The organism is Streptomyces cinerochromogenes, from assembly GCF_014648635.1.
GTDB classification, from domain to species: Bacteria; Actinomycetota; Actinomycetes; order Streptomycetales; family Streptomycetaceae; genus Streptomyces; species Streptomyces cinerochromogenes.
Genome location: NZ_BMRM01000034.1, coordinates 47,897 through 68,605 on the forward strand (window position 1 = coordinate 47,897; position 20,709 = coordinate 68,605).

At 71.4% G+C, this 20,709-nt stretch carries 13 protein-coding genes; 8 read left to right on the forward strand and 5 right to left on the reverse strand.

Annotated features, from left to right (window positions below):
- Positions 1–74: 74 nt before the first annotated feature.
- The 3 genes from IEZ20_RS38445 to IEZ20_RS38455 are packed head-to-tail and all read right to left on the reverse strand — an operon-like array spanning position 75 to position 3,260.
- Complete coding sequence (locus IEZ20_RS38445) at positions 75–1,094, reverse strand: TolB family protein (RefSeq protein ID WP_189307612.1); 1,020 nt, start codon at positions 1,092–1,094, stop codon at positions 75–77.
- On the reverse strand, positions 1,091–2,362 hold the full coding sequence (locus tag IEZ20_RS38450; protein ID WP_189307614.1) for an MFS transporter: 1,272 nt from the start codon (positions 2,360–2,362) through the stop codon (positions 1,091–1,093). The genes IEZ20_RS38445 and IEZ20_RS38450 overlap by 4 nt, the downstream gene beginning before the upstream one ends.
- A gap of 1 nt (position 2,363) precedes the next feature.
- Complete coding sequence (locus IEZ20_RS38455; RefSeq protein ID WP_189307616.1) at positions 2,364–3,260, reverse strand: alkaline phosphatase family protein; 897 nt, start codon at positions 3,258–3,260, stop codon at positions 2,364–2,366.
- Between the two features lie 127 nt (positions 3,261–3,387).
- Here IEZ20_RS38455 and IEZ20_RS38460 point away from each other — a divergent pair, with 127 nt between their 5' ends.
- Positions 3,388–4,308 (forward strand): DUF72 domain-containing protein, encoded by a 921-nt coding sequence (locus IEZ20_RS38460; protein WP_189307618.1) that lies wholly within the window; start codon positions 3,388–3,390, stop codon positions 4,306–4,308.
- 43 nt (positions 4,309–4,351) lie between these two features.
- On the forward strand, positions 4,352–7,345 hold the full coding sequence (locus tag IEZ20_RS38465) for a bifunctional [glutamine synthetase] adenylyltransferase/[glutamine synthetase]-adenylyl-L-tyrosine phosphorylase (RefSeq protein WP_189307620.1): 2,994 nt from the start codon (positions 4,352–4,354) through the stop codon (positions 7,343–7,345).
- A 223-nt stretch (positions 7,346–7,568) separates the two neighbouring features.
- Here IEZ20_RS38465 and IEZ20_RS38470 read toward each other — a convergent pair whose 3' ends face one another.
- Both IEZ20_RS38470 and IEZ20_RS38475 read right to left on the reverse strand, forming a co-directional pair.
- Complete coding sequence (locus tag IEZ20_RS38470) at positions 7,569–8,432, reverse strand: phosphatase PAP2 family protein (protein ID WP_189307622.1); 864 nt, start codon at positions 8,430–8,432, stop codon at positions 7,569–7,571.
- Between the two features lie 68 nt (positions 8,433–8,500).
- On the reverse strand, positions 8,501–9,535 hold the full coding sequence (locus IEZ20_RS38475) for a LacI family DNA-binding transcriptional regulator (protein WP_189307624.1): 1,035 nt from the start codon (positions 9,533–9,535) through the stop codon (positions 8,501–8,503).
- A gap of 377 nt (positions 9,536–9,912) precedes the next feature.
- Between IEZ20_RS38475 and IEZ20_RS38480 the strand changes: the two genes are divergently transcribed.
- The 6 genes from IEZ20_RS38480 to IEZ20_RS38505 all read left to right on the forward strand — a co-directional run.
- Positions 9,913–11,181, forward strand: a complete 1,269-nt coding sequence (locus IEZ20_RS38480; protein WP_189307626.1) for an extracellular solute-binding protein — start codon at positions 9,913–9,915, stop codon at positions 11,179–11,181.
- Between the two features lie 105 nt (positions 11,182–11,286).
- The gene (locus IEZ20_RS38485) at positions 11,287–12,291 is read left to right on the forward strand and encodes a carbohydrate ABC transporter permease (RefSeq protein WP_189307628.1); all 1,005 of its coding nucleotides are present in this window, start codon (positions 11,287–11,289) and stop codon (positions 12,289–12,291) included.
- A 19-nt stretch (positions 12,292–12,310) separates the two neighbouring features.
- Entirely contained in the window at positions 12,311–13,216 is a 906-nt protein-coding gene (locus tag IEZ20_RS38490) for a sugar ABC transporter permease (RefSeq protein WP_189307630.1), read from the forward strand.
- A 118-nt stretch (positions 13,217–13,334) separates the two neighbouring features.
- Complete coding sequence (locus IEZ20_RS38495; protein ID WP_189307631.1) at positions 13,335–15,014, forward strand: glycoside hydrolase family 13 protein; 1,680 nt, start codon at positions 13,335–13,337, stop codon at positions 15,012–15,014.
- Between the two features lie 154 nt (positions 15,015–15,168).
- Positions 15,169–16,545, forward strand: a complete 1,377-nt coding sequence (locus IEZ20_RS38500; protein WP_189307633.1) for an alpha-amylase — start codon at positions 15,169–15,171, stop codon at positions 16,543–16,545.
- A gap of 89 nt (positions 16,546–16,634) precedes the next feature.
- A partial coding sequence (locus tag IEZ20_RS38505) for an alpha-amylase family glycosyl hydrolase (protein ID WP_189307635.1) occupies positions 16,635–20,709 on the forward strand: 4,075 nt, incomplete at its 3' end.

Sequence of the window (20,709 nt, forward strand, 5' to 3'; positions counted from 1 at the left end):
GCGTCACCGTGATGACGGAAAACCCGGGCCACCGGGTTGACGGCCCCTGGCCGAGGCAGGCCGTTGACGCCCCCCTAGTCGAGGTAGGCCGGTGACACCGCGGCCGAGCTGATCCTGTGCGCCCGCCCCGACCCGTCCGCCGGGACCTCGTACAGGTCGGCGCCGTAGTCCCCGGGCAGCGCGTACACGACCGTGCGGGCGTCCTTCCACACCGCCTGGTCGTCCACGCTCCGGGTCTCTGCGAGCGGCGTCTCGCGCATCGTGCGCAGGTCCAGGACGTACAGGCGCCAGGGGGCGTCCTTCGGCAGGCCCGCGACCCGCTTCTTGTAGGCGACGCGGGTGCCGTCCGGCGACAGGGACGGGCACTCCACGTCGGCGTGCAGCGTGGTGACCGTACGGCGGCGCAGGTCGCCGCGGACCAGGTAGGTCCGCCCCTTGGTGGCCAGCGTCGCGTAGAACGTGCGGTCGTCGGCCGCGAACGTGACGCCCCAGAAGTTGGCGTCCGCCGCCCGGTACGGATGCCCGTCCCTGACGATCCGGAAGGCCTCCAGGGACGGGATCAGCTCCCCGCTGCGGGTGTCCACGATCGCCGCGCGGGTGGAGAAGTCCGTCCCGGCGTACGAGTCGCCGCCCACGAACGCCGTCCACGCGGCGAAGTGCCCGGTGGGGGAGACCCGTGCCCGTGAGGGGATGCCCGGCACGTCGTACCGGTGCACGGTCCGCAGCCGGGAGTCCAGGACCAGCGCACGATAAGTGTCCGACACGGCCCCGTGCACGGCCTGCAGACAGACTCCGGCGCCCGAAGCGGCGTAGAAGCGCAGGCACTTGAGGCCGGAGGCGGTGCGCGGGCCGCCCGGGGCGTCCGCGGGCACGGCGGTCAGCTCGTCCCGGTGCGGCCCCCACGCCATGTTCCGGAACACCAGCCGTCCGGGATCCCGCAGCGTCACCGCGCCCGGGGTGACGCGCGGCCCGCCCGCCTGGACGTGGTCACGCCGGTCCGCCCGCGCGGAGGCGTGCAGCACGGAGGCCAGCCCGACCGCCGCCAGCACGGCGACGGCCGAGACCAGGATCAGCACGCGACGGCGTACGGTCATGCGGTCACCGTCCTCTCCGGGCGCAGGGTGAGGGAGAACGCGGCGCACGCGGCCAGTGCCGCCGCCGCGCCCGCCAGCGCCGCCCGGTCGCCCCACACGGTCCAGGCCGCGCCGAACAGCAGCGAGCAGGCGAACCGGGTCAGCGCCTGCCCGGTCTGGACGACGGCGAGCCCGGAGGAGCGCAGCCCGTCGGGCACGCTGTCCGAGGCGGCGGCCATCAGCACCCCGTCGGTGGCCGCGTAGAAGCCGCCGTGCAGGGCGAGCACCAGGTAGGGCAGGCCCGCGCCGTGCCACGAGGTGAGCAGCAGCGCGTACGCGACGAGCAGGGCGCCGTGGCCGGCGAGGAAGACCGCCCAGCGGCCCACCCGGTCCGCGAGCCGGCCGAGCGGCACGGCCAGCAGCAGGAACGCGGCGGCCGTACCCAGCGGCAGCAGCGCGAACCAGCGGTCGGGCACCCCGAGGCGGCGCTGGAGCAGCAGGTAGACGAAGGAGTCGCTGACCGTGGCGAGGCCCAGCAGCAGCGCGCAGACGGTGATCCGGCGCAGGTCGCGGCGGCGCAGCAGGGCGAGGGCCGCACGGACGGTCGGCCGTTCGGCCGGCGCCGCCTCCCCCGGCCCGCCCGGCCCGCCCCGCCCGCCCGGCACGAACAGGACCAGCACCAGGACGCCCAGCACGGCGACACAGAAGCTGACGGTGAACACCGCGTCGTACCCGTCCACGGTGGCCCGCAGGATCAGGAACGCCGCCAGCGGCCCGAGCAGGGCCCCGGCCGTGTCCATCGCCCGGTGCACCCCGAAGGCCCGCCCGCGCGTCCCGGGCGTACTGGCCAGCGAGATCAGCGCGTCACGCGGAGCCGTCCGCAGCCCCTTGCCCGTCCGGTCGGCGGCGAGCACGACCCCGATCGGCGTCAGGGCGTGCGCCACCAGCAGCAGCGGCTTGCACACGGCCGAGATGCCGTACCCGATCCCGGCGACCCACTTGTGCCGTCCGCCGCCCCGGTCGGCGAAGTGCCCGCCCACCAGCCGGACGAGCGCCGAGAATCCGTTGTAGATCCCGTCCAGCAGCCCGAACCCCAGCGGCGACAGGCCCAGTCCGCTCACCAGGTACAGCGGCAGCACCGCCGTCACCATCTCCGACGAGACGTCGGTGACCAGGCTCACCGTGCCCAGGGCGAGCACGGTCGGGGCGACCGCGGCACGGCGCCGCCCGGCCGAGGGCCGGACGGCGGCGTGAGCGGACGTACTGGCACGGCTGTCCGCTACGTACACGTCAGGACGCCCAGATGCCGGTGATGTCCTGGGCGGAGGCCGCGTTGCCCGCGTGCGTGCCGAGCCCCTGGGTGTCCTCCAGGGTCCGCAGCAGGTCGTAGTGGTTGTAGGTGGTGGAGGAGCTGGAGCCGGCGGTGACGGGCTGCCCGTAGAACACGGTGGGGATCCGGTTGCCGCTCAGCCGGTTGTCCTCGTCGAACGTCACCACCAGCAGGCTGTTGTGCGTCTTGGCCCACGTCGCGTAGGCACCCAGGTTGTTCTTCAGCCAGGTGTCACCGGTGGACACCGAGCAGTCGTGCATGTCGCTGCACAGGTTCGGCACCACGAACGACAGCTGCGGCAGCGTCGTGTAGTCGGTCGGGAACTGCGCAAACGTCTTCGCGGTCGACGTCGGCACGTTGCCGAACCCGAACCACGGGTTGTGCTTGCGGGCGTAGTTGCCGCTGCTGCACGTGGTGGAGCCCTGGCTCGGCAGCGACTCGTTGTAGCTGGCCCAGCTGCGGCCTGCGGCGATCAGCTCGGAGGCGAGGTTGGGCGCGGACGAGAAGCCCGGCGTGTAGCAGCTGTCGTCGGTGATCCCCTGGGTGGACCCGGAGAACATCGCGAAGTAGTTCGGCTGGCTCGGATGGGTCTCGGCGTAGGACTGGGTGAGGTTGGCACCCCCCGTCTTCAGCGAGTTGATGTACGGCGCGCTGGAGGAACCGATGACCTGGCTGTAGGCATGGTTCTCGAAGACCACGACGACCACGTGGTCCGGGCTGGGCACGGCGCCCGCGGCGTGCGCGGACCCCCCGCCGAGTCCGGTCCACAGCCCGACCGCGGCTGCGGCGAGGGCGGCCGCGGACGCCACGACGGCTCGGGCACGGCGATACGCCGAACGGGCAGAACTGCCGGACACATCAACCTCCGGGAAAGGATGGACGGCTGGCGGTGCGGACAGAGCATGCTCACGCCAACATGCCCGCGGCCCACGCCGGCCAACCTCCCGGGTGAAGACCGGATGAACGCCGGGTACTCACAGCCGCATGGCGGAGATCCTCATCGGCACCTGCGGCTGGACCGACCCCGAACTGCTCAGGAGCGGCTGGTACCCACCCGGCCACCGCGACGCCGAGAAACGCCTGCGCCACTACGCGACCCGCTTCCCCGTGGTCGAGGCCGACTCCCCCTACTACGCCCTGCCCACGCCCCGCACCACCACCCTCTGGGCGGACCGCACACCCCCCGGCTTCCGCTTCGACGTCAAGGCGTTCTCCCTCCTCACCGGCCACCGCACCCGCCCGGCCGCGCTCCCCGCCGACCTGCGCGGCCACCCCCGCGACGAGGCCCTGCGCACGGAGGTCTGGACCCGCTACGCCGAAGCGCTGACCCCTCTGCTGCGCTCCGGCCGCCTGGGCACCCTCCTCTTCCAGTTCCCGCCCTCCCTCGCCCCCGGCCCGGACGCCGAGGCCTTCGTCCGCACCGCCCGCGAACGCGCCCGCGGCTGGCCGTTCGCCGTCGAGTTCCGCGACCCCGCCTGGTGGCACCCCGCCCGGGCCCCCCGCACCACCGCCTTCCTCAAGGACCTGGACGCCACCGCGGTGGCCGTCGACACCGTCCAGGGCTTACCGACCTCCATGCCCGCGGACACACCGGCCACCAGCGCCCGCCTCGCGGTGGTCCGCTTCCACGGACGCAGCCCCCACTGGGGCACGGGAACGAAGGAGGACCGCTTCCGGCACGCGTACACCGAGCGGGAGCTGCTCGCGTGGCTGCCCCGCGTCCAGGCCCTGGCGGAGGTCACCGACGAGCTGCACATCCTCTTCAACAACTGCTGCGGGGACGCCGCCCCCACCGCGGCCCGTACCCTCCAGGACCTCCTGCGGACGAGGCTCCCGCACCAGCGCACCCCCACCACCGCCCGCCGACCACCCGCAGACGAAGCCCCCCGGCCCCCCTCCGGTTAGGCTCTGGCCAGTACCACAGCAGATCCGAGGGGAGACCACGGACATGACGCCGGGCCGCAGGAGCAGTACCTTCACCCGTCTGCTGCGACACGGCTTCACCGACCCCTCCGCCGCCGAGGGCCTCCTGGACGGTCCCGAACTGGCCGCCGTCCGCGACGACCCGGTCCTCCTCGAAGCCCTGGGCGCGACCGCCGACCCCGACCTGGCCCTGCACGGCCTGGTCCGCCTGCTGGAGGCCCAGCCCGGCCCCACCGCCCACCGCGAACTGCTGGACACCCTCATCGCGGCCAAGCCCCTGCGCGACCGCCTGCTGGGCGTCCTCGGTGCCTCCGCCGCCCTCGCCGACCACCTCGCGCGCCACCCCGGCGACTGGCACGCCCTGGTCACCTACGAACCCCACGACCTCCACCCCGGCGTCACGGAGTTCGAACAGGGCCTCGCCACCGCCACCGACCCGGTCTCCCTCCGCGTCGCCTACCGCCGCTGCCTGCTGTCCATCGCCGCCCGCGACGTCTGCGGCACCACCGACGTCGCCGAGACCGCCGCGGAACTCGCCGACCTGGCCACCGCCACCCTCCGCACGGCCCTGTCCCTCGCCGAGCGCGCCGCCCCCGAGGACGCCGCCGCCTGCCGCCTCGCGGTGATCGCGATGGGCAAGTGCGGCGGCCACGAGCTGAACTACGTCTCCGACGTGGACGTGATCTTCGTGGCGGAGCCCACCGAGGGCACCCCCGAGCACCAGGCCCTCAGGTCCGCCACGAAACTCGCCTCCCACCTGATGCGGATCTGCTCCGAGACGACCGTCGAGGGCTCCATCTGGCCGGTGGACGCCAACCTGCGCCCCGAGGGCCGCAACGGCCCCCTCGTCCGCACCCTCAGCAGCCACCTCGCCTACTACCAGCGCTGGGCCAAGACCTGGGAGTTCCAGGCCCTCCTCAAGGCCCGCCCGGTGGCCGGCGACCCGGCGCTCGGCGAGGCGTACGTCGACGCCCTGGAACCCCTCGTCTGGAAGGCCGCGGACCGCGACAACTTCGTCCCCGACGTCCAGAAGATGCGCCGCCGCGTCGTCGAGAACATCCCCGCCGCCGAGATCGACAGAGAGCTGAAACTCGGCCCCGGCGGCCTCCGCGACGTCGAGTTCGCCGTCCAGCTCCTCCAGCTGGTGCACGGCCGCACCGACCCCGCCCTGCGCAGCGGCACCACCCTGGACGCCCTCCAGGCCCTCGCCGCCGGCGGCTACGTCGGCCGCGAGGACGCCGCCCGCCTGGACGAGGCGTACCGCTTCCTGCGCTCCATGGAGCACCGCATCCAGCTGTACCGGCTGCGCCGCACCCACCTCGTCCCGGAGTCCGAGCCGGACCAGCGCCGCATCGGCCGTTCCCTGGGCCTGCGCACCGATCCGGTGGGCGAGCTGAACCGCGAGTGGAAGCGGCACACCACCGTCGTACGCCGCCTGCACGAGAAGCTCTTCTACCGCCCGCTGCTCGACGCGGTCGCCCAGCTCGCCCCCGGCGAGGCCCGGCTGAGCGCCGTGGCGGCCCGGGAACGCCTCATCGCCCTCGGCTACGCCGACCCGGCCGCCGCCCTGCGCCACCTGGAGGCCCTCGCCTCCGGCGTGACCCGCAAGGCCGCGATCCAGCGCACCCTGCTCCCGGTGCTGCTCGGATGGTTCGCCGACTCCGCCGACCCCGACGCCGGCCTGCTGAACTTCCGCAAGGTCTCCGACGCGCTCGGCAAGACCCCCTGGTACCTGCGGCTGCTGCGCGACGAGGGCGCGGCGGCGGAGAACCTGGCCCGCGTCCTGTCGGCGGGCCGCCTCGCCCCCGACCTGCTGATGCGCGCCCCCGAGGCGGTCGCCCTGCTCGGCGACGGCGACGGCGGCGGCCTGGAACCGCGGCGCCGCGCCGCCCTGGAGCAGGAGATCATGGCGGCCGTGGGCCGCGCGGAGAACGCCGCGCAGGGCGTCACCGCGGCCCGCGGCGTCCGCCGCCGCGAGCTGTTCCGCACCGCCGCCGCCGACATCGTCGCCTCCTACGGCACCGAGGCCAGTGCCGCCGAGGCCGACCAGGGCGCCCTGGTGGACCGGGTCGGCGCGGCCGTCTCCGACCTGACCGCGGCCACCCTCGCCGGCACCCTGCGCGCGGTGGTCCGGGACGGCTGGGGCGACACCCTGCCCACCCGGTTCGCGATCATCGGGATGGGCCGCTTCGGCGGGCACGAGCTGGGCTACGGCTCCGACGCCGACGTGCTGTTCGTGCACGAGCCGCAGGACGGCGTGGACGAGCACGAGGCCTCCGCCGCCGCCAACAAGGTCGTCGCCGAGATGCGCCGCCTGCTCCAGCTGCCCAGCTCCGACCCGCCCCTGCTGATCGACGCCGACCTGCGCCCGGAGGGCAAGTCCGGCCCGCTGGTGCGCACCCTGAAGTCGTACGAGGCGTACTACCGCCGCTGGTCCCTGGTCTGGGAGTCACAGGCGCTGCTGCGGGCCGAGCCGGTCGCCGGCGACGAGGAGCTGGGCCGGCGCTTCGTCGAGCTGGTCGACCCGCTGCGCTACCCCCGGCAGGGGCTGACGGAGGACGCCGTCCGCGAGATCCGCCGGCTGAAGGCCCGGATGGAGTCCGAGCGGCTGCCGCGCGGCGCCGACCCCCGGCTGCACACCAAGCTCGGCCCCGGCGGCCTGTCCGACGTCGAGTGGACGGTCCAGCTGCTCCAGTTGCGCCACGGCCACCACGTCCCCGCCCTGCGCACCACCCGTACCCGCCAGGCCCTGTCCGCGGCCCGCGAGGCCGGGCTGCTGAGCGCCGAGGACAGGGAGATCCTGGACGAGGCGTGGGTGCTGGCCACCCGGGTGCGCAACGCGGTCATGCTGGTCCGCGGCCGGGCCGGCGACACCTTCCCCACCGAGCCGCGCGAGCTGGCCGCCGTGGGCCGCTACCTGGGCTACGGCGCCGGGCACGCCGGGGACATGCTGGACGCCTACCGCCGTACCACCCGCCGGGCGCGCACGGTGGTCGACGAGCTGTTCTACGCGGACTGACCGGCCCCGGGGCTACACGGACCGACCGGCCCAGGCGCCACGCAGACCGACCGGCTCCAGGGCTACGCGGATTGACCGCCTCCGGAGCTGCGCGGACGGACCGGCCTTGGCGTCACGTCGACCGCCCCCGGAGCCGCACGGACGGACCGGCCCCGGCGCCACGCCGGCCGGCCGGCCGTAGCGCCACGCCGACCGGCCCGGGGCCATGCCGGCCGGCCCGGGGCTACGCGGACTGAACCGCCCCGGCCGGCTCCCGCCGGGACCCCGGCACCAGCCGCGGCAGGGCGTGCGGGAGGCTGCCGTACCACGCCCGGGCCACCGCGCACCCGAAGGCCAGGCAGAGCACCCCGCCGACCGCGTCCAGCCAGAAGTGGTTGGCGGTGGCGACGATCACCAGCAGGGTGGCCGCCGGGTACAGCAGGCCCAGCACCCGCACCCACGGCACCGACGCCAGCGCGAAGATCGTCAGCCCGCACCACAGCGACCAGCCGATGTGCATCGACGGCATCGCCGCGTACTGGTTGGACATGTGCTTGAGGTCGCCGGAGGCCATCGAACCCCAGGTGTGGTGCACCATCACGGTGTCCACGAAGTGCCCGCCGCGCATCAGCCGGGGCGGCGCGAGCGGGAACAGGTAGTAGCCGACGAGGGCCACGCCCGTCGTCGCGAACAGCACCAGACGGGTCGCCGCGTACCGGCCGGGATGCCACCGGTACAGCCACACCAGCACCCCGAGCGTGACCACGAAGTGCAGGGTGGCGTAGTAGTAGTTCATCCCGACGATGAGCCAGGACACCGAGTTCACGGCGTGGTTGACCGACTGCTCGACAGAGATGCCGATCCGGTGCTCGGCCCGCCAGATCCAGTCCGCGTTGCGCAGCGCCTCGTGCCGCTGCTCGGGCACGGCGTTGCGGATCAGTGAGTACGTCCAGTAACTCACCGCGATCAGAAGGATCTCGAACCACAGGCGGGGCCGTCGCGGTCGACGCATCCGGCCCAGCGGGCCCCGTCGGTCCTCACCCGTGACGGCTCCCGGAACGGCCACCTCCTCGCGCCCTTCCGGCTGTGTCACGGTCGAGTCAGTCATAGCCACAGAGTCTGCCAGAAAAGGCCTCCTCGGCCGATCATCCCAAGGAAGGGTCCGCAACGCACCTTCTACGACGTACGGAGGACATGCGGGGCAGAAGCAGTCGAACCGCGCACCACCAGCTCCGGCATGAACACGAACTCGCTGTGCGGAGCCGGCGTCCCGCCTATCTCCTCCAGCAGGGTGCGCACCGCCGCCTGCCCCATCGCCGGGACCGGCTTGCGGACCGTGGTCAGCGGAGGGTCGGTGAAGGCGATCAGCGGGGAGTCGTCGAAGCCGACCACGGACACGTCCCGGGGGACCTCCAGGCCGCGCTGCCGGGCCGCCCGTATCGCGCCGAGCGCCATCATGTCGCTGGCGCAGACCACCGCCGTGCAGTCCCGCTCGATCAGCGCCGTCGCGGCCGCCTGGCCGCCCTCCAGCGTGTACAGCGAGTGCTGCACGAGATCCGCCTCGACGGTCTCCGCGCTCAGCCCGAGCTGGTCCTGCATCGCCCGGACGAAACCCTCGATCTTGCGCTGCACCGGCACGAACCGCTTCGGCCCGAGCGCGAGCCCGATCCGGGTGTGCCCCAGCGACGCCAGGTGCGTCACCGCGAGCGCCATGGCCGCCCGGTCGTCGGGGGAGATGAACGGCGCCTGCACCTTCGGCGAGAACCCGTCCACCAGCACGAAGGGCACGCCCTGTGCGCGCAGCCGCTCGTAGCGCTGCATGTCGGCGGTGGTGTCCGCGTGCAGCCCGGAGACGTAGATGATCCCGGCGACCCCCCGGTCCACCAGCATCTCGGTCAGCTCGTCCTCCGTCGACCCGCCCGGGGTCTGGGTGGCGAGCACCGGCGTGTAGCCCTGGCGGGTCAGCGCCTGTCCGATGACCTGGGCCAGGGCCGGGAATATCGGATTCTCCAGCTCCGGCGTGATCAGGCCCACCAGGCCCTCGCTGCGCTGCCGCAGCCGTACCGGCCGTTCGTAGCCCAGCACGTCCAGGGCGGCGAGCACGGACTGGCGGGTGGTGGCGGCGACGCCCGGCTTCCCGTTGAGGACCCGGCTGACGGTCGCTTCGCTCACCCCCGCCTGCGCAGCGATGTCGGCAAGCCGTGTGGTCACGGGACTGGACTGTACCGGTCGTATCTGCCCTTGCACACCGGCCGGACGCCGGGCGCGGGCGGGCGCACGGCCGGCCGTGGGTTGCTGCGTCATCGCGCTCCCTCGGAAATCTGGTGGCAAGAGCTTGCAGAGTCTTGCACAAGTGTCGTCCCCGCCGCTCGGCGCCGCCACCACCGGGTTGCGGCGCGGTCGACGGCCGGTCACGGGCCGGTAACCATCGTGTCCTCTTGCACTTTTTTTCTGCAAGGTCTTTCGCAACGCTTACATCGCTGTTACGTTCCCAGTCGCCCGGCCGCGGCAACGGCGCAGTCGGCAAGTCGCAGAGGCGGACGGGACCGCCCTCTGTACCACTCGGGCTTAACCCTCAAGGAGAACTCATGCGGCGTGGCATAGCGGCCTCCGCGCTGGTGGCGTCCCTCGCCCTGACGGCGACGGCGTGCGGCGGGAGCGACAGCGGGAAGTCGGACGGCCCGGTCACCATCACCTGGTGGGACACCTCCAACGCCACGAACGAGGCGCCGACGTACAAGGCCCTGGTCCAGCAGTTCGAGGCCGCGCACAAGGACATCAAGGTCAAGTACGTCAACGTCCCCTTCGACCAGGCGCAGAACAAGTTCGACACCGCGGCCGGCGCCAAGGGCGCCCCGGACATCCTGCGCTCCGAGGTCGGCTGGACCCCCGCCTTCGCCAAGAAGGGCTTCTTCCTGCCGCTGGACGGCACGGAGGCCCTCGCCGACCAGGGCAAGTTCGAGCCGAACCTGATCAAGCAGGCCCAGTACGAGGGCAAGACCTACGGCGTGCCGTTCGTCACCGACACCCTCGCTCTGGTCTACAACAAGGCCCTGTTCAAGAAGGCCGGCATCACCGAGGCCCCCAAGACCTGGGACGAGCTGAAGGCCGACGCCGCCAAGATCAAGGACAAGGCCCAGGTCGACGGCTACTGGGGCTCCACCCAGGCCTACTACGCCCAGACCTTCCTCTACGGCGAGGGCACCGACACCGTCGACGTCGCCGCCAAGAAGATCACGGTGAACTCGGCCGCCGCGAAGAAGGCCTACGGCACCTGGCTGAGCCTGTTCGACGGCAAGGGCCTGCACAAGGCCGACGCCACCGCCGACGCCTACGCCCACATCCAGGACGCGTTCGTCAACGGCAAGGTCGCCGCGATCATCCAGGGCCCCTGGGAGATCACGAACTTCTACAAGGGCAGCGCCTTCAAGGACAAGTCGAACCTCGGCATCGCCACCGTCCCGGCCGGCTCCGCCGGCAAGGCGGGCGCCCCGACCGGCGGCCACAACCTCTCGGTCTACGCCGGCTCCGACCAGGCCCACCAGGCGGCGGCCCTGAAGTTCGTGAAGTTCATGACCTCGGCGCAGGCCCAGGAGACCATCGCGCTGAAGAACTCCACCCTGCCCACCCGCTCCGACGCCTACACCGACAAGGTCAAGACCGACCCGGGCATCGCCGGCTACCAGGGCGTCCTGGCCGCCGCGCAGCCCCGCCCGGCGCTGCCCGAGTACAGCTCCCTGTGGGGCCCGCTCGACACCGAGCTGCCCAAGGTCGCCAGCGGCAAGGAGTCGCTGGACAAGGGCCTGGACAACGCCGAGCTGGCCATCTCCAAGCTGGTCGACGGCTTCAGCAAGTGAGTCCGCGTGGCCGTCGGATCCTCCCACCGCAAGGAGGGGGGGAAGGATCCGGCGGCCACCGCCTGTGCCCGGCCCAACCCCTTGAACGTTTGAAGGTGTCGAACCATGACAGTCGCCATCGACCGCGCGACCGGCAAGCGCCGCGGTGACCGCGCGCCTCGTCCCGGGCTGGGGCAGCGCGTGCGGAACGGCTTGCAGAAGTACTGGTACGCCTACGCGATGATCGCCCCGGTGGTCGTCGTGCTCGGCGTCCTCGTGGGCTACCCGCTGGTGCGGGGCTTCTACCTCACCCTCACGGACGCCAACAGCCTCAACTCGGCGCGCACGATCGGCGTCAACCACATCGACGCCACCTACAAGTTCATCGGCCTCGACAACTACCGGGACATCCTGTTCGGCCCGACGGCCTACGACCGGTTCTGGTCGCACTTCCTGTGGACCGTCTTCTGGACGGTCGCCTGCGTGGCCCTGCACTACACCATCGGACTCGGCCTCGCGCTCATGCTCAACCAGAAGCTGCGCGGCCGCACCGCCTACCGGCTGCTGCTCGTCCTGCCCTGGGCCGTGCCGACCTTCGTCACCGTCTTCTCCTGGCGGATCATGCTCGCCGACTCCGGCGTGCTCAACCAGATCCTCGGCGCCCTGCACCTGCCCCAGCCCGAGTGGCTGGAGGACACCTTCTGGCAGCGCTTCGCCGCGATCATGGTCAACACCTGGTGCGGTGTGCCGTTCATGATGCTGTCCCTGCTCGGCGGCCTGCAGTCGATCGACTCCTCGCTCTACGAGGCCGCGGAGATGGACGGCGCGAGTGCCTGGCAGCGCTTCCGGCACGTCACCCTGCCCGGGCTGCGCTCGGTCAGCTCCACCGTCGTGCTGCTCGGCATCATCTGGACCTTCAACCAGTTCGTCATCATCTTCCTGCTGTTCGGCAAGAACTCCGCGCCGGACGCCCAGATCCTCGTCACCTGGGCCTACACGCTGGGCTTCGGCCAGCAGCCGCGCGACTTCGCCCAGTCCGCCGCGTACGGCGTGCTGCTGCTGTCGATCCTCACCGTCTTCACCTCCTTCTACTTCCGCTGGCTGAAGCGCAATGACCAGCTCGCCGTCTGACGCCGCAGGAGCCGCCGCCATGAGCACCACCACCCTGGACAAGACCGAGACCGCCCCGGCCCCCGCACCCGCGCCCCGGCGCCGCGGCCGCCGGCGCGGCGAGCGCGGACCGCTCGGTGTCGCCCTGCTGCACGGCGGCCTCGTCGTGGCGAGCCTGATCGCCCTGGCCCCGGTGGCCTGGCTGTGCTACCTCTCGCTCGGCCCGGACAAGGAGGACTACCTGCACCCGCGCGGCATCGCGGGCAAGGCGACCTTCTCCAACTTCAGCTTCGTGCTGGAGAACACCGCGTTCCTCGACTGGTTCAAGTCGACCATGATCGTGGCCCTCGGCACCACGCTGATCGGTGTCCTGGTCGCCGCCACCACCGGCTACGCGGTCTCCCGGATGCGCTTCCCCGGCTACAAGCAGCTGATGTGGGTCCTGCTGCTCACCCAGGCCTTCCCGATCGCCATCCTGATCGTGCCGATGTACGAGATCTTCAGCGAACTCGGCCTCATCGACACCTACTGGGCGCTGATCCTCATCAACTGCACCACCGCCGTGCCGTACAGCGCCTGGCTGCTCAAGGGGTACTTCGACACCATCCCCTTCGAGATCGACGAGGCCGGACGCGTGGACGGGCTCAGCCCCTTCGGCACCTTCTTTCGGCTGATCCTGCCGCTGGCCCGCCCGGGCCTGGCCGTGGCCGCGTTCTACAACTTCATCACCGCCGTCGGCGAGGTCGCCTTCGCGACGACCTTCCTGCTGGACGACTCCAAGTACACCTTCGCCGTCGGCCTGCAGACCTTCGTCAGCGAGCACGACGCCCAGTGGAACTACATGGCCGCCACCGCGGTGCTGATCGCGATACCCGTGACCGTGTTCTTCTACCTCGTGCAGAAGAACCTCGTCACCGGCCTCACCGCCGGCGGCACCAAGGGCTGACGCCCGCCACCGTCCAGGCGGGCCGCGGTGTCCATCCGACCCCGCTGTCACCGCGGCCCGCCTCGCCCGCCGCACCCACCGACCGCCCACCATGCCCCAGTTACGTATCAAGGACGCCATGAGCCAGCAGCACTCCGCCGCACCGGCCCGCCACTTTGCCGCCGTCACCGACCGCCGCGACTGGTGGCGGGACGCGGTCATCTACCAGGTCTATCCCCGCAGCTTCGCCGACAGCAACGGCGACGGCATGGGCGACCTGGAGGGCGTACGCTCCCGTCTGCCCTATCTGCGTGACCTCGGCGTCGACGCCGTGTGGCTGAGCCCCTTCTACGCCTCCCCGCAGGCCGACGCCGGCTACGACGTCGCCGACTACCGTGCCGTCGACCCGATGTTCGGCTCCCTGCTGGACGCCGACGCGCTGATCCGCGACGCCCACGCGCACGGCCTGCGCATCATCGTGGACCTCGTGCCCAACCACTCCTCCGACCAGCACGAGTGGTTCAAGCGCGCCCTCGCCGAGGGCCCCGGCTCCCCGCTGCGCGAGCGCTACCACTTCCGCCCCGGCAAGGGGAAGGACGGCGAGCTCCCGCCCAACGACTGGGAGTCCATCTTCGGCGGCCCGGCCTGGACCCGGGTCACGGAGCCCGACGGCACGCCCGGGGAGTGGTACCTGCACCTCTTCGCCCCCGAGCAGCCCGACTTCAACTGGGAGCACCCGGCCGTCGGCGACGAGTTCCGCTCCATCCTGCGCTTCTGGCTGGACATGGGCGTGGACGGCTTCCGCATCGACGTCGCCCACGGCCTGGTCAAGGCGGAGGGCCTGCCGGACCTCGGCTCCCACGACCAGCTCAAACTGCTGGGCAACGATGTCATGCCGTTCTTCGACCAGGACGGTGTGCACGCCGTCTACCGCCAGTGGCGCACGATCCTGGACGAATACGCGGGCGAGCGCATCTTTGTGGCGGAGGCCTGGACCCCGACCGTCGAGCGCACCGCCCGCTACGTCCGCCCGGACGAGCTGCACCAGGCCTTCAACTTCCAGTACCTGGGCACGGAGTGGGACGCGGAGGAACTCCGTACGGTCATCGACCGCACCCTGGAGGCCATGCGCCCGGTCGGCGCCCCCGCCACCTGGGTGCTGTCCAACCACGACGTCACCCGGCACGCCACCCGCTTCGCCAACCCGCCCGGCCTCGGCACCCAGATCCGCACGGCGGGCGACCGCGCGCTGGGCCTGCGCCGGGCCCGCGCCGCCACCCTCCTGATGCTGGCCCTGCCCGGCTCGGCCTACCTCTACCAGGGCGAGGAGCTGGGCCTGCCCGACGTCGTGGACCTGCCCGACGAGGTGCGCCAGGACCCGGCGTACTTCCGGGGCGCCGGCCAGGACGGCTTCCGCGACGGGTGCCGGGTGCCGATCCCGTGGACCCGCGAGGGCTCCTCGTACGGCTTCGGCAGCGGCGGCAGCTGGCTGCCCCAGCCGCCGGTCTGGGGCGAGCTGAGCGTGGAGGCGCAGACCGGAGTGCCCGGCTCGACGCTGGAGCTGTACCGCTCCGCGCTGCGCGCGCGCCGTGCCCAGCCCGACCTGGGCGCGGGCGACGCGGTGGAGTGGCTGCGGGCACCCGAGGGCGTCCTGGCCTTCCGGCGGGGCGAGTTCGTGTGCGTCGCGAACACCACCGGGGAGTCCGTGACGACCCCGGCTTACGGCCGCGTCCTGCTGACCAGTGGTGAGGTGACCGAGGCGGACGGCGAGGCCAAGGTGCCCGGCGACACCACCGTGTGGTGGTCCACGGCCGGCTGACCGCCCGTCTGAAAGTTCTTGCATCAAGTTCACAACGGCCCGCTGCCTTTCGGCCAGCGGGCCTTTAACATCTGCGTCACCGCAAGTTTGCTGAAAGATTTCAGCAAGCGCCTTCAGCGGCCCTTGTCGCCTTCAACGTCGAAGGACCCCACACATGGCACGCAGAACCCTCCCCGTGGCGGCAGCCCTCACCGCAGCCGCTCTGGTTGGCATGACCCCGACTACCGCTGAGGCCTCCCCGCCCGGCACCAAGGACGTCACCGCCGTCCTCTTCGAGTGGAACTACGCCTCGGTGGCCAAGGAGTGCACCAGCACCCTCGGCCCCGCCGGCTACGGCTACGTCCAGGTCTCCCCGCCCGCCGAGCACATACAGGGCTCGCAGTGGTGGACGTCGTACCAGCCGGTGTCGTACAAGATCGCGGGCCGCCTCGGTGACCGCACCGCGTTCCGGGACATGGTGAACACCTGCCACGCGGCGGGTGTGAAGGTCGTGGTGGACACCGTCGTCAACCACATGTCGGCGGGCTCCGGCACCGGCACCGGCGGCTCGTCGTACACGAAGTACGACTACCCGGGCCTGTACTCCTCCTACGACTTCGACGACTGCACCTCCCAGGTGTCGAACTACTCCGACCGCTGGAACGTGCAGCACTGCGAACTCGTCGGCCTCGCCGACCTCGACACCGGTGAGGAGTACGTCCGCAAGACGATCGCCGGCTACATGAACGACCTGCTCGGTCTCGGTGTCGACGGCTTCCGCATCGACGCGGCCAAGCACATACCCGCCGACGACCTGGCGAACATCAAGAGCCGCCTGAGCAACCCGTCCGTCTACTGGAAGCAGGAGGTCATCTACGGGGCGGGCGAGGCCGTCCAGCCCGGCGAGTACACCGGCAACGGGGACGTCCAGGAGTTCCGCTACGCCTACGACCTCAAGCGCGTCTTCACCAGCGAGAAGCTCGCCTACCTGAACAACTACGGCGAGGGCTGGGGCTACCTCGGCAGCTCGTCCGCCGGTGTCTTCGTGGACAACCACGACACCGAGCGCAACGGCAGCACCCTGAACTACAAGAACGGCGCCACCTACACCCTGGCCAACGTCTACATGCTGGCCTGGCCCTACGGCGCCCCCGACATCAACTCCGGCTACGAGTGGTCGGACGCCGACGCCGGCCCGCCCAACGGCGGCCGGGTGAACGCCTGCTGGCAGGACGGCTGGAAGTGCCAGCACGCCTGGCCCGAGATCAAGTCCATGGTCGCCTTCCGCAACGCGACCCGCGGCCAGGCGGTCGGCAACTGGTGGGACAACGGCAACAACGCGATCGCGTTCGGCCGGGGCGCCAAGGGCTACGTGGCGATCAACCACGAGTCCTCGTCGCTGACCCGCACCTACCAGACGTCCCTGCCCGCCGGGACGTACTGCAACGTCCAGAACAACACCACGGTGAGCGTGAACTCCAGCGGACAGTTCACCGCGACCCTCGGCTCGAACACGGCACTCGCGATCTACGCCGGCAAGTCGAGCTGCTGAAGCACCGCCTGACGGTGCGTGAAGCCTCTTGCCGGAGGTTTCACGCACCGTGCCGTAAGTGTCAGCCGCAATCCTAGGAGTCACGACCCGTGATACCGAGATGGCCGGCGCCGCGCACGCGCCGTACGCCGTATCGCAGAAGGGCCGCCGCCGTCACCGGCATGGCCCTCGCCGCAGCCCTGGTCCAGGTGCCGGCCGCCCGGGCCGCCACCCCGCCCGCACCCCCCTCGGACGCGAAGCTCGCCGCCGTACCCGCCCGGCACGACGACACCCGCGAGCAGTTCTACTTCGTCATGCCGGACCGGTTCGCCAACGGCGACACCTCCAACGACCGGGGCGGCCTCACCGGCTCCCGCCTCTCCACCGGCTACGACCCCACCGACAAGGGCTTCTACCAGGGCGGCGACCTCAAGGGCCTGACGGGGAAGCTGGACTACATCAAGGGGCTCGGCACCACCGCCATCTGGCTGGCGCCGATCTTCAAGAACCGCCCGGTGCAGGGCACCGGAAGCAACGCCTCGGCCGGCTACCACGGTTACTGGATCACCGACTTCACCCAGGTCGACCCGCACTTCGGCACCAACGGCGACCTCAAGAACCTCATCTCCAAGGCCCACGCCAAGGGCATGAAGGTCTTCTTCGACGTCATCACCAACCACACCGCCGACGTCGTGGACTACGAGCAGAAGGCGTACGACTACCTGTCCAAGGGCGCCTTCCCGTACCTGACCGAGGACGGCAGGCCCTTCGACGACGCCGACCACGCCGACGGCAGCCGGACGTTCCCGGCCGTCTCCCGCGCCTCCTTCCCCTACACCCCGAAGGCCGCGGGCAGCGGCAAGGTCCCGGCCTGGCTCAACGACCCGACGATGTACCACAACCGGGGCGACTCCACCTACGCCGGGGAGTCCACCACCTACGGCGACTTCTCCGGCCTGGACGACCTGTGGACCGAGCGTCCCGAGGTCGTCCACGGGATGGAGAAGATCTACGAGCGGTGGGTGAAGGACTTCGCCGTCGACGGCTTCCGGATCGACACCGTCAAGCACGTGAACATGGAGTTCTGGACCCAGTGGGCGACCGCGCTGGACCGGTACGCGGCCGCGCGCGGACGGAAGAACTTCTTCATGTTCGGCGAGGTCTACTCCGCCGACACCGCCGTCACCTCCCCGTACGTCACCCAGGGCCGCCTCGACGCCACCCTCGACTTCCCCTTCCAGGACGCGGCCCGCGCCTACGCCTCCCAGGGCGGCAGCGCGCGCAGGCTCGCGAGCGTCTTCGGTGACGACTACCGGTACACCACCGACAAGGCCAACGCGTACGAGCAGGTCACCTTCCTCGGCAACCACGACATGGGCCGCATCGGGTACTTCCTGAAGCAGGACGACCCGAAGGCGACCGACGCCGAGCTCCTGAAGAAGGACCGGCTCGCCAACGAGCTGATGTTCCTCAGCCGGGGCAACCCGGTCGTCTACTACGGCGACGAGCAGGGCTTCACCGGCTCCGGCGGCGACAAGGACGCCCGCCAGACCATGTTCGCCTCCCAGGTCGCCGACTACCTGGACGACGACGAGATCGGCACCGACCGCACCCACGCCGAGGCCGCCTACGACACCGGGGCCCCGCTGTACCGGCAGATCGCCGCGCTCGCGAAGCTCCGCAAGGCGGAGCCGGCGCTGACCGACGGCGTGCAGGAGGAGCGGTACGCGGCCGACGGGCCCGGCGTCTACGCCTTCACGCGCACCGACGCCCGGACGGGCCAGGAGTACGTCGTCGCCTTCAACAACGCCGGCTCCGAGAAGACGGCGACGTTCGCGACGGGATCCGCGGACATGTCGTACCGGGGCGTCTACGGCGCCACCGGCTCGATGACGTCCGACACCGGCCGGAAGGTCACCGTCACCGTCCCGGCCGGCTCCGCCGTCGTCTACAAGGCCGCCGGCACCCTCGCCAAGCCCACCGCCAAGCCGGTGATCACCCTGACCGCGCCGGCCGCCGGGGCCACCGGGACGGCCGTACTGAAGGCCGACCTCGACGGCGGGCAGCTCAACCGGGTCGTCTTCGCCGCCCAGGTCGGCAACGGGACGTGGAAGACGCTCGGCTCCGCCGACCACGCCCCCTACCAGGTCACCCAGACCCTCGGCCGGGACGTGCCCGCCGGTACCACACTGCGCTACAAGGCCGTCGTCGTCGACACGGCCGGAGACACCGCGAGCGCCACGGCGAGCAGCACCACCGGCACACCGCCCGCACCCGAGGTCCCCACGGCCTCCTCCCGGGACTACGCGATCGTCCACTACAAGCGCACGGACGGCGACTACGCCGACTGGGGCCTGTACGCCTGGGGCGACCTCGCCGACGGCGAGGCCACGAACTGGCCGGCCAGCCACCCCTTCACCGGCCGGGACTCCTACGGCGCCTTCGCCTACGTCAAGCTGAGGCCCGGCGCCTCGAACGTCGGCTTCCTCGTCATCGACAAGGACGGCGACAAGGACGTCTCCGCCGACCGGAGCATCGACGTCACCAGAACGGGCGAGGTGTGGATCGAGCAGGGGAAGACGGACGTCCTCACCCGGCGGCCCGACCACCCCGCCCAGGACAAGACCAAGGCCGTCCTGCACTACCACCGCGCCGACGGCGCCTACGACGGCTGGGGCCTGCACGTCTGGACGGGTGCCGCCCACCCCACCGACTGGTCGGACCCGCTGAAGCCGGTGAAGACTGATGCCTATGGCGCGGTCTTCGAGGTGCCGCTCACCGAGGGTGCCACCAGTGTCAGCTACATCCTCCACAAGGGCGACGAGAAGGACCTCCCGGCCGACCAGTCCCTGGACCTCAGGGCCTTCGGCAACGAGGTCTGGCTGTTGAACGGCCAGGAGCAGTACCTGCTGCCCCAGCCCGCCGGCAGCGCCGCCGCGCTGGACCTGACCACCTCCAAGGCGGTGTGGATCGACCGGGACACCGTCGCCTGGAACGGGGTCGACGGTGCCGCCTCCACCCAGCTGCTGTACTCCCGCGACGGCTCGATCACCGTCAAGGACGGGACGCTGACCAGCGACGACGAGCGCTGGATCCGGCTGGGGAAGACGACGCTCACCGACGCCCAGAAGGCGAAGTTCCCGCACCTGAAGGACTACACGGCCTGGTCGGTGGACCCGCGTGACCGGGACCGGGTGCGCTCGGCGCTCGGCGGGCAGCTGGTGGCCTCGCAGCGTGCGGCGAACGGTGCCGTACTGGCCGCGACCGGGGTGCAGATCGCCGGCGCGCTGGACGACCTGTACTCCGGCGCGACGAAGAGCAGCCTCGGCCCGGTCTTCCACGACGGCAGGCCGACCCTCTCCGTGTGGGCGCCGACGGCCCAGTCGGTCCACCTCGACCTCGACGGCACGGCCGTGAAGATGCACCGCAACGCCACCACCGGCGTCTGGTCCGTCACCGGCCCCGCCTCCTGGAAGGGCAAGGCCTACCGGTACGTCGTGAAGGTCTGGGCGCCCAGCGTCCGCAAGGTGGTCACCAACGAGGTCACCGACCCGTACTCGGTCGCGCTGACCGCGAACTCCGAGCGCAGCCTGGTCGTCGACCTGAACGACCGCTCCCTCGCCCCGAGCGGCTGGTCGGGTCTGCGCAAGGCCAAGGCCGTACCGCTGAAGGACGCGCAGATCCAGGAGCTGCACATCCGGGACTTCTCGGTCGCCGACAAGACCGTCCCGGCCAAGGACCAGGGCACCTACCTGGCCTTCACGGACAAGAACAGCGACGGCTCCAGGCACCTGCGGCAGCTCGCGAAGTCGGGCACCTCGTACGTGCACCTGCTGCCCGCCTTCGACATCGCCACCATCCCGGAGAGGAAGGCCGACCAGGCGAGCACCGACTGCGACCTGTCCTCCTACCCGGCCGACTCCGACAAGCAGCAGGAGTGCGTGGCGAAGACCGCCGCGAAGGACGCCTACAACTGGGGTTACGACCCGTTCCACTACACGGTCCCGGAGGGCTCGTACGCCACCGACCCGGACGGCACGGCCCGTACCGTGCAGTTCCGCAAGATGGTGCAGGCGCTGAACGGGGACGGCCTCAGGGTCGTCATGGACGTCGTCTACAACCACACGGCCGCCAGCGGGCAGGCGGACACCAGCGTGCTGGACCGGATCGTGCCGGGCTACTACC

Excerpts from the sequence above, each read along its gene's own strand:
- IEZ20_RS38460 (WP_189307618.1), top strand. The coding sequence starts at position 3,388 with ATGGCGGAGATCCTCATCGGCACCTGCGGCTGGACCGACCCCGAACTG.
- IEZ20_RS38485 (WP_189307628.1), top strand. The coding sequence starts at position 11,287 with ATGACAGTCGCCATCGACCGCGCGACCGGCAAGCGCCGCGGTGACCGC.
- IEZ20_RS38470 (WP_189307622.1), bottom strand. The coding sequence starts at position 8,432 with ATGACTGACTCGACCGTGACACAGCCGGAAGGGCGCGAGGAGGTGGCC.
- IEZ20_RS38445 (WP_189307612.1), bottom strand. The coding sequence starts at position 1,094 with ATGACCGTACGCCGTCGCGTGCTGATCCTGGTCTCGGCCGTCGCCGTG.
- IEZ20_RS38480 (WP_189307626.1), top strand. The coding sequence starts at position 9,913 with ATGCGGCGTGGCATAGCGGCCTCCGCGCTGGTGGCGTCCCTCGCCCTG.
- IEZ20_RS38490 (WP_189307630.1), top strand. The coding sequence starts at position 12,311 with ATGAGCACCACCACCCTGGACAAGACCGAGACCGCCCCGGCCCCCGCA.
- IEZ20_RS38500 (WP_189307633.1), top strand. The coding sequence starts at position 15,169 with ATGGCACGCAGAACCCTCCCCGTGGCGGCAGCCCTCACCGCAGCCGCT.
- IEZ20_RS38465 (WP_189307620.1), top strand. The coding sequence starts at position 4,352 with ATGACGCCGGGCCGCAGGAGCAGTACCTTCACCCGTCTGCTGCGACAC.
- IEZ20_RS38495 (WP_189307631.1), top strand. The coding sequence starts at position 13,335 with ATGAGCCAGCAGCACTCCGCCGCACCGGCCCGCCACTTTGCCGCCGTC.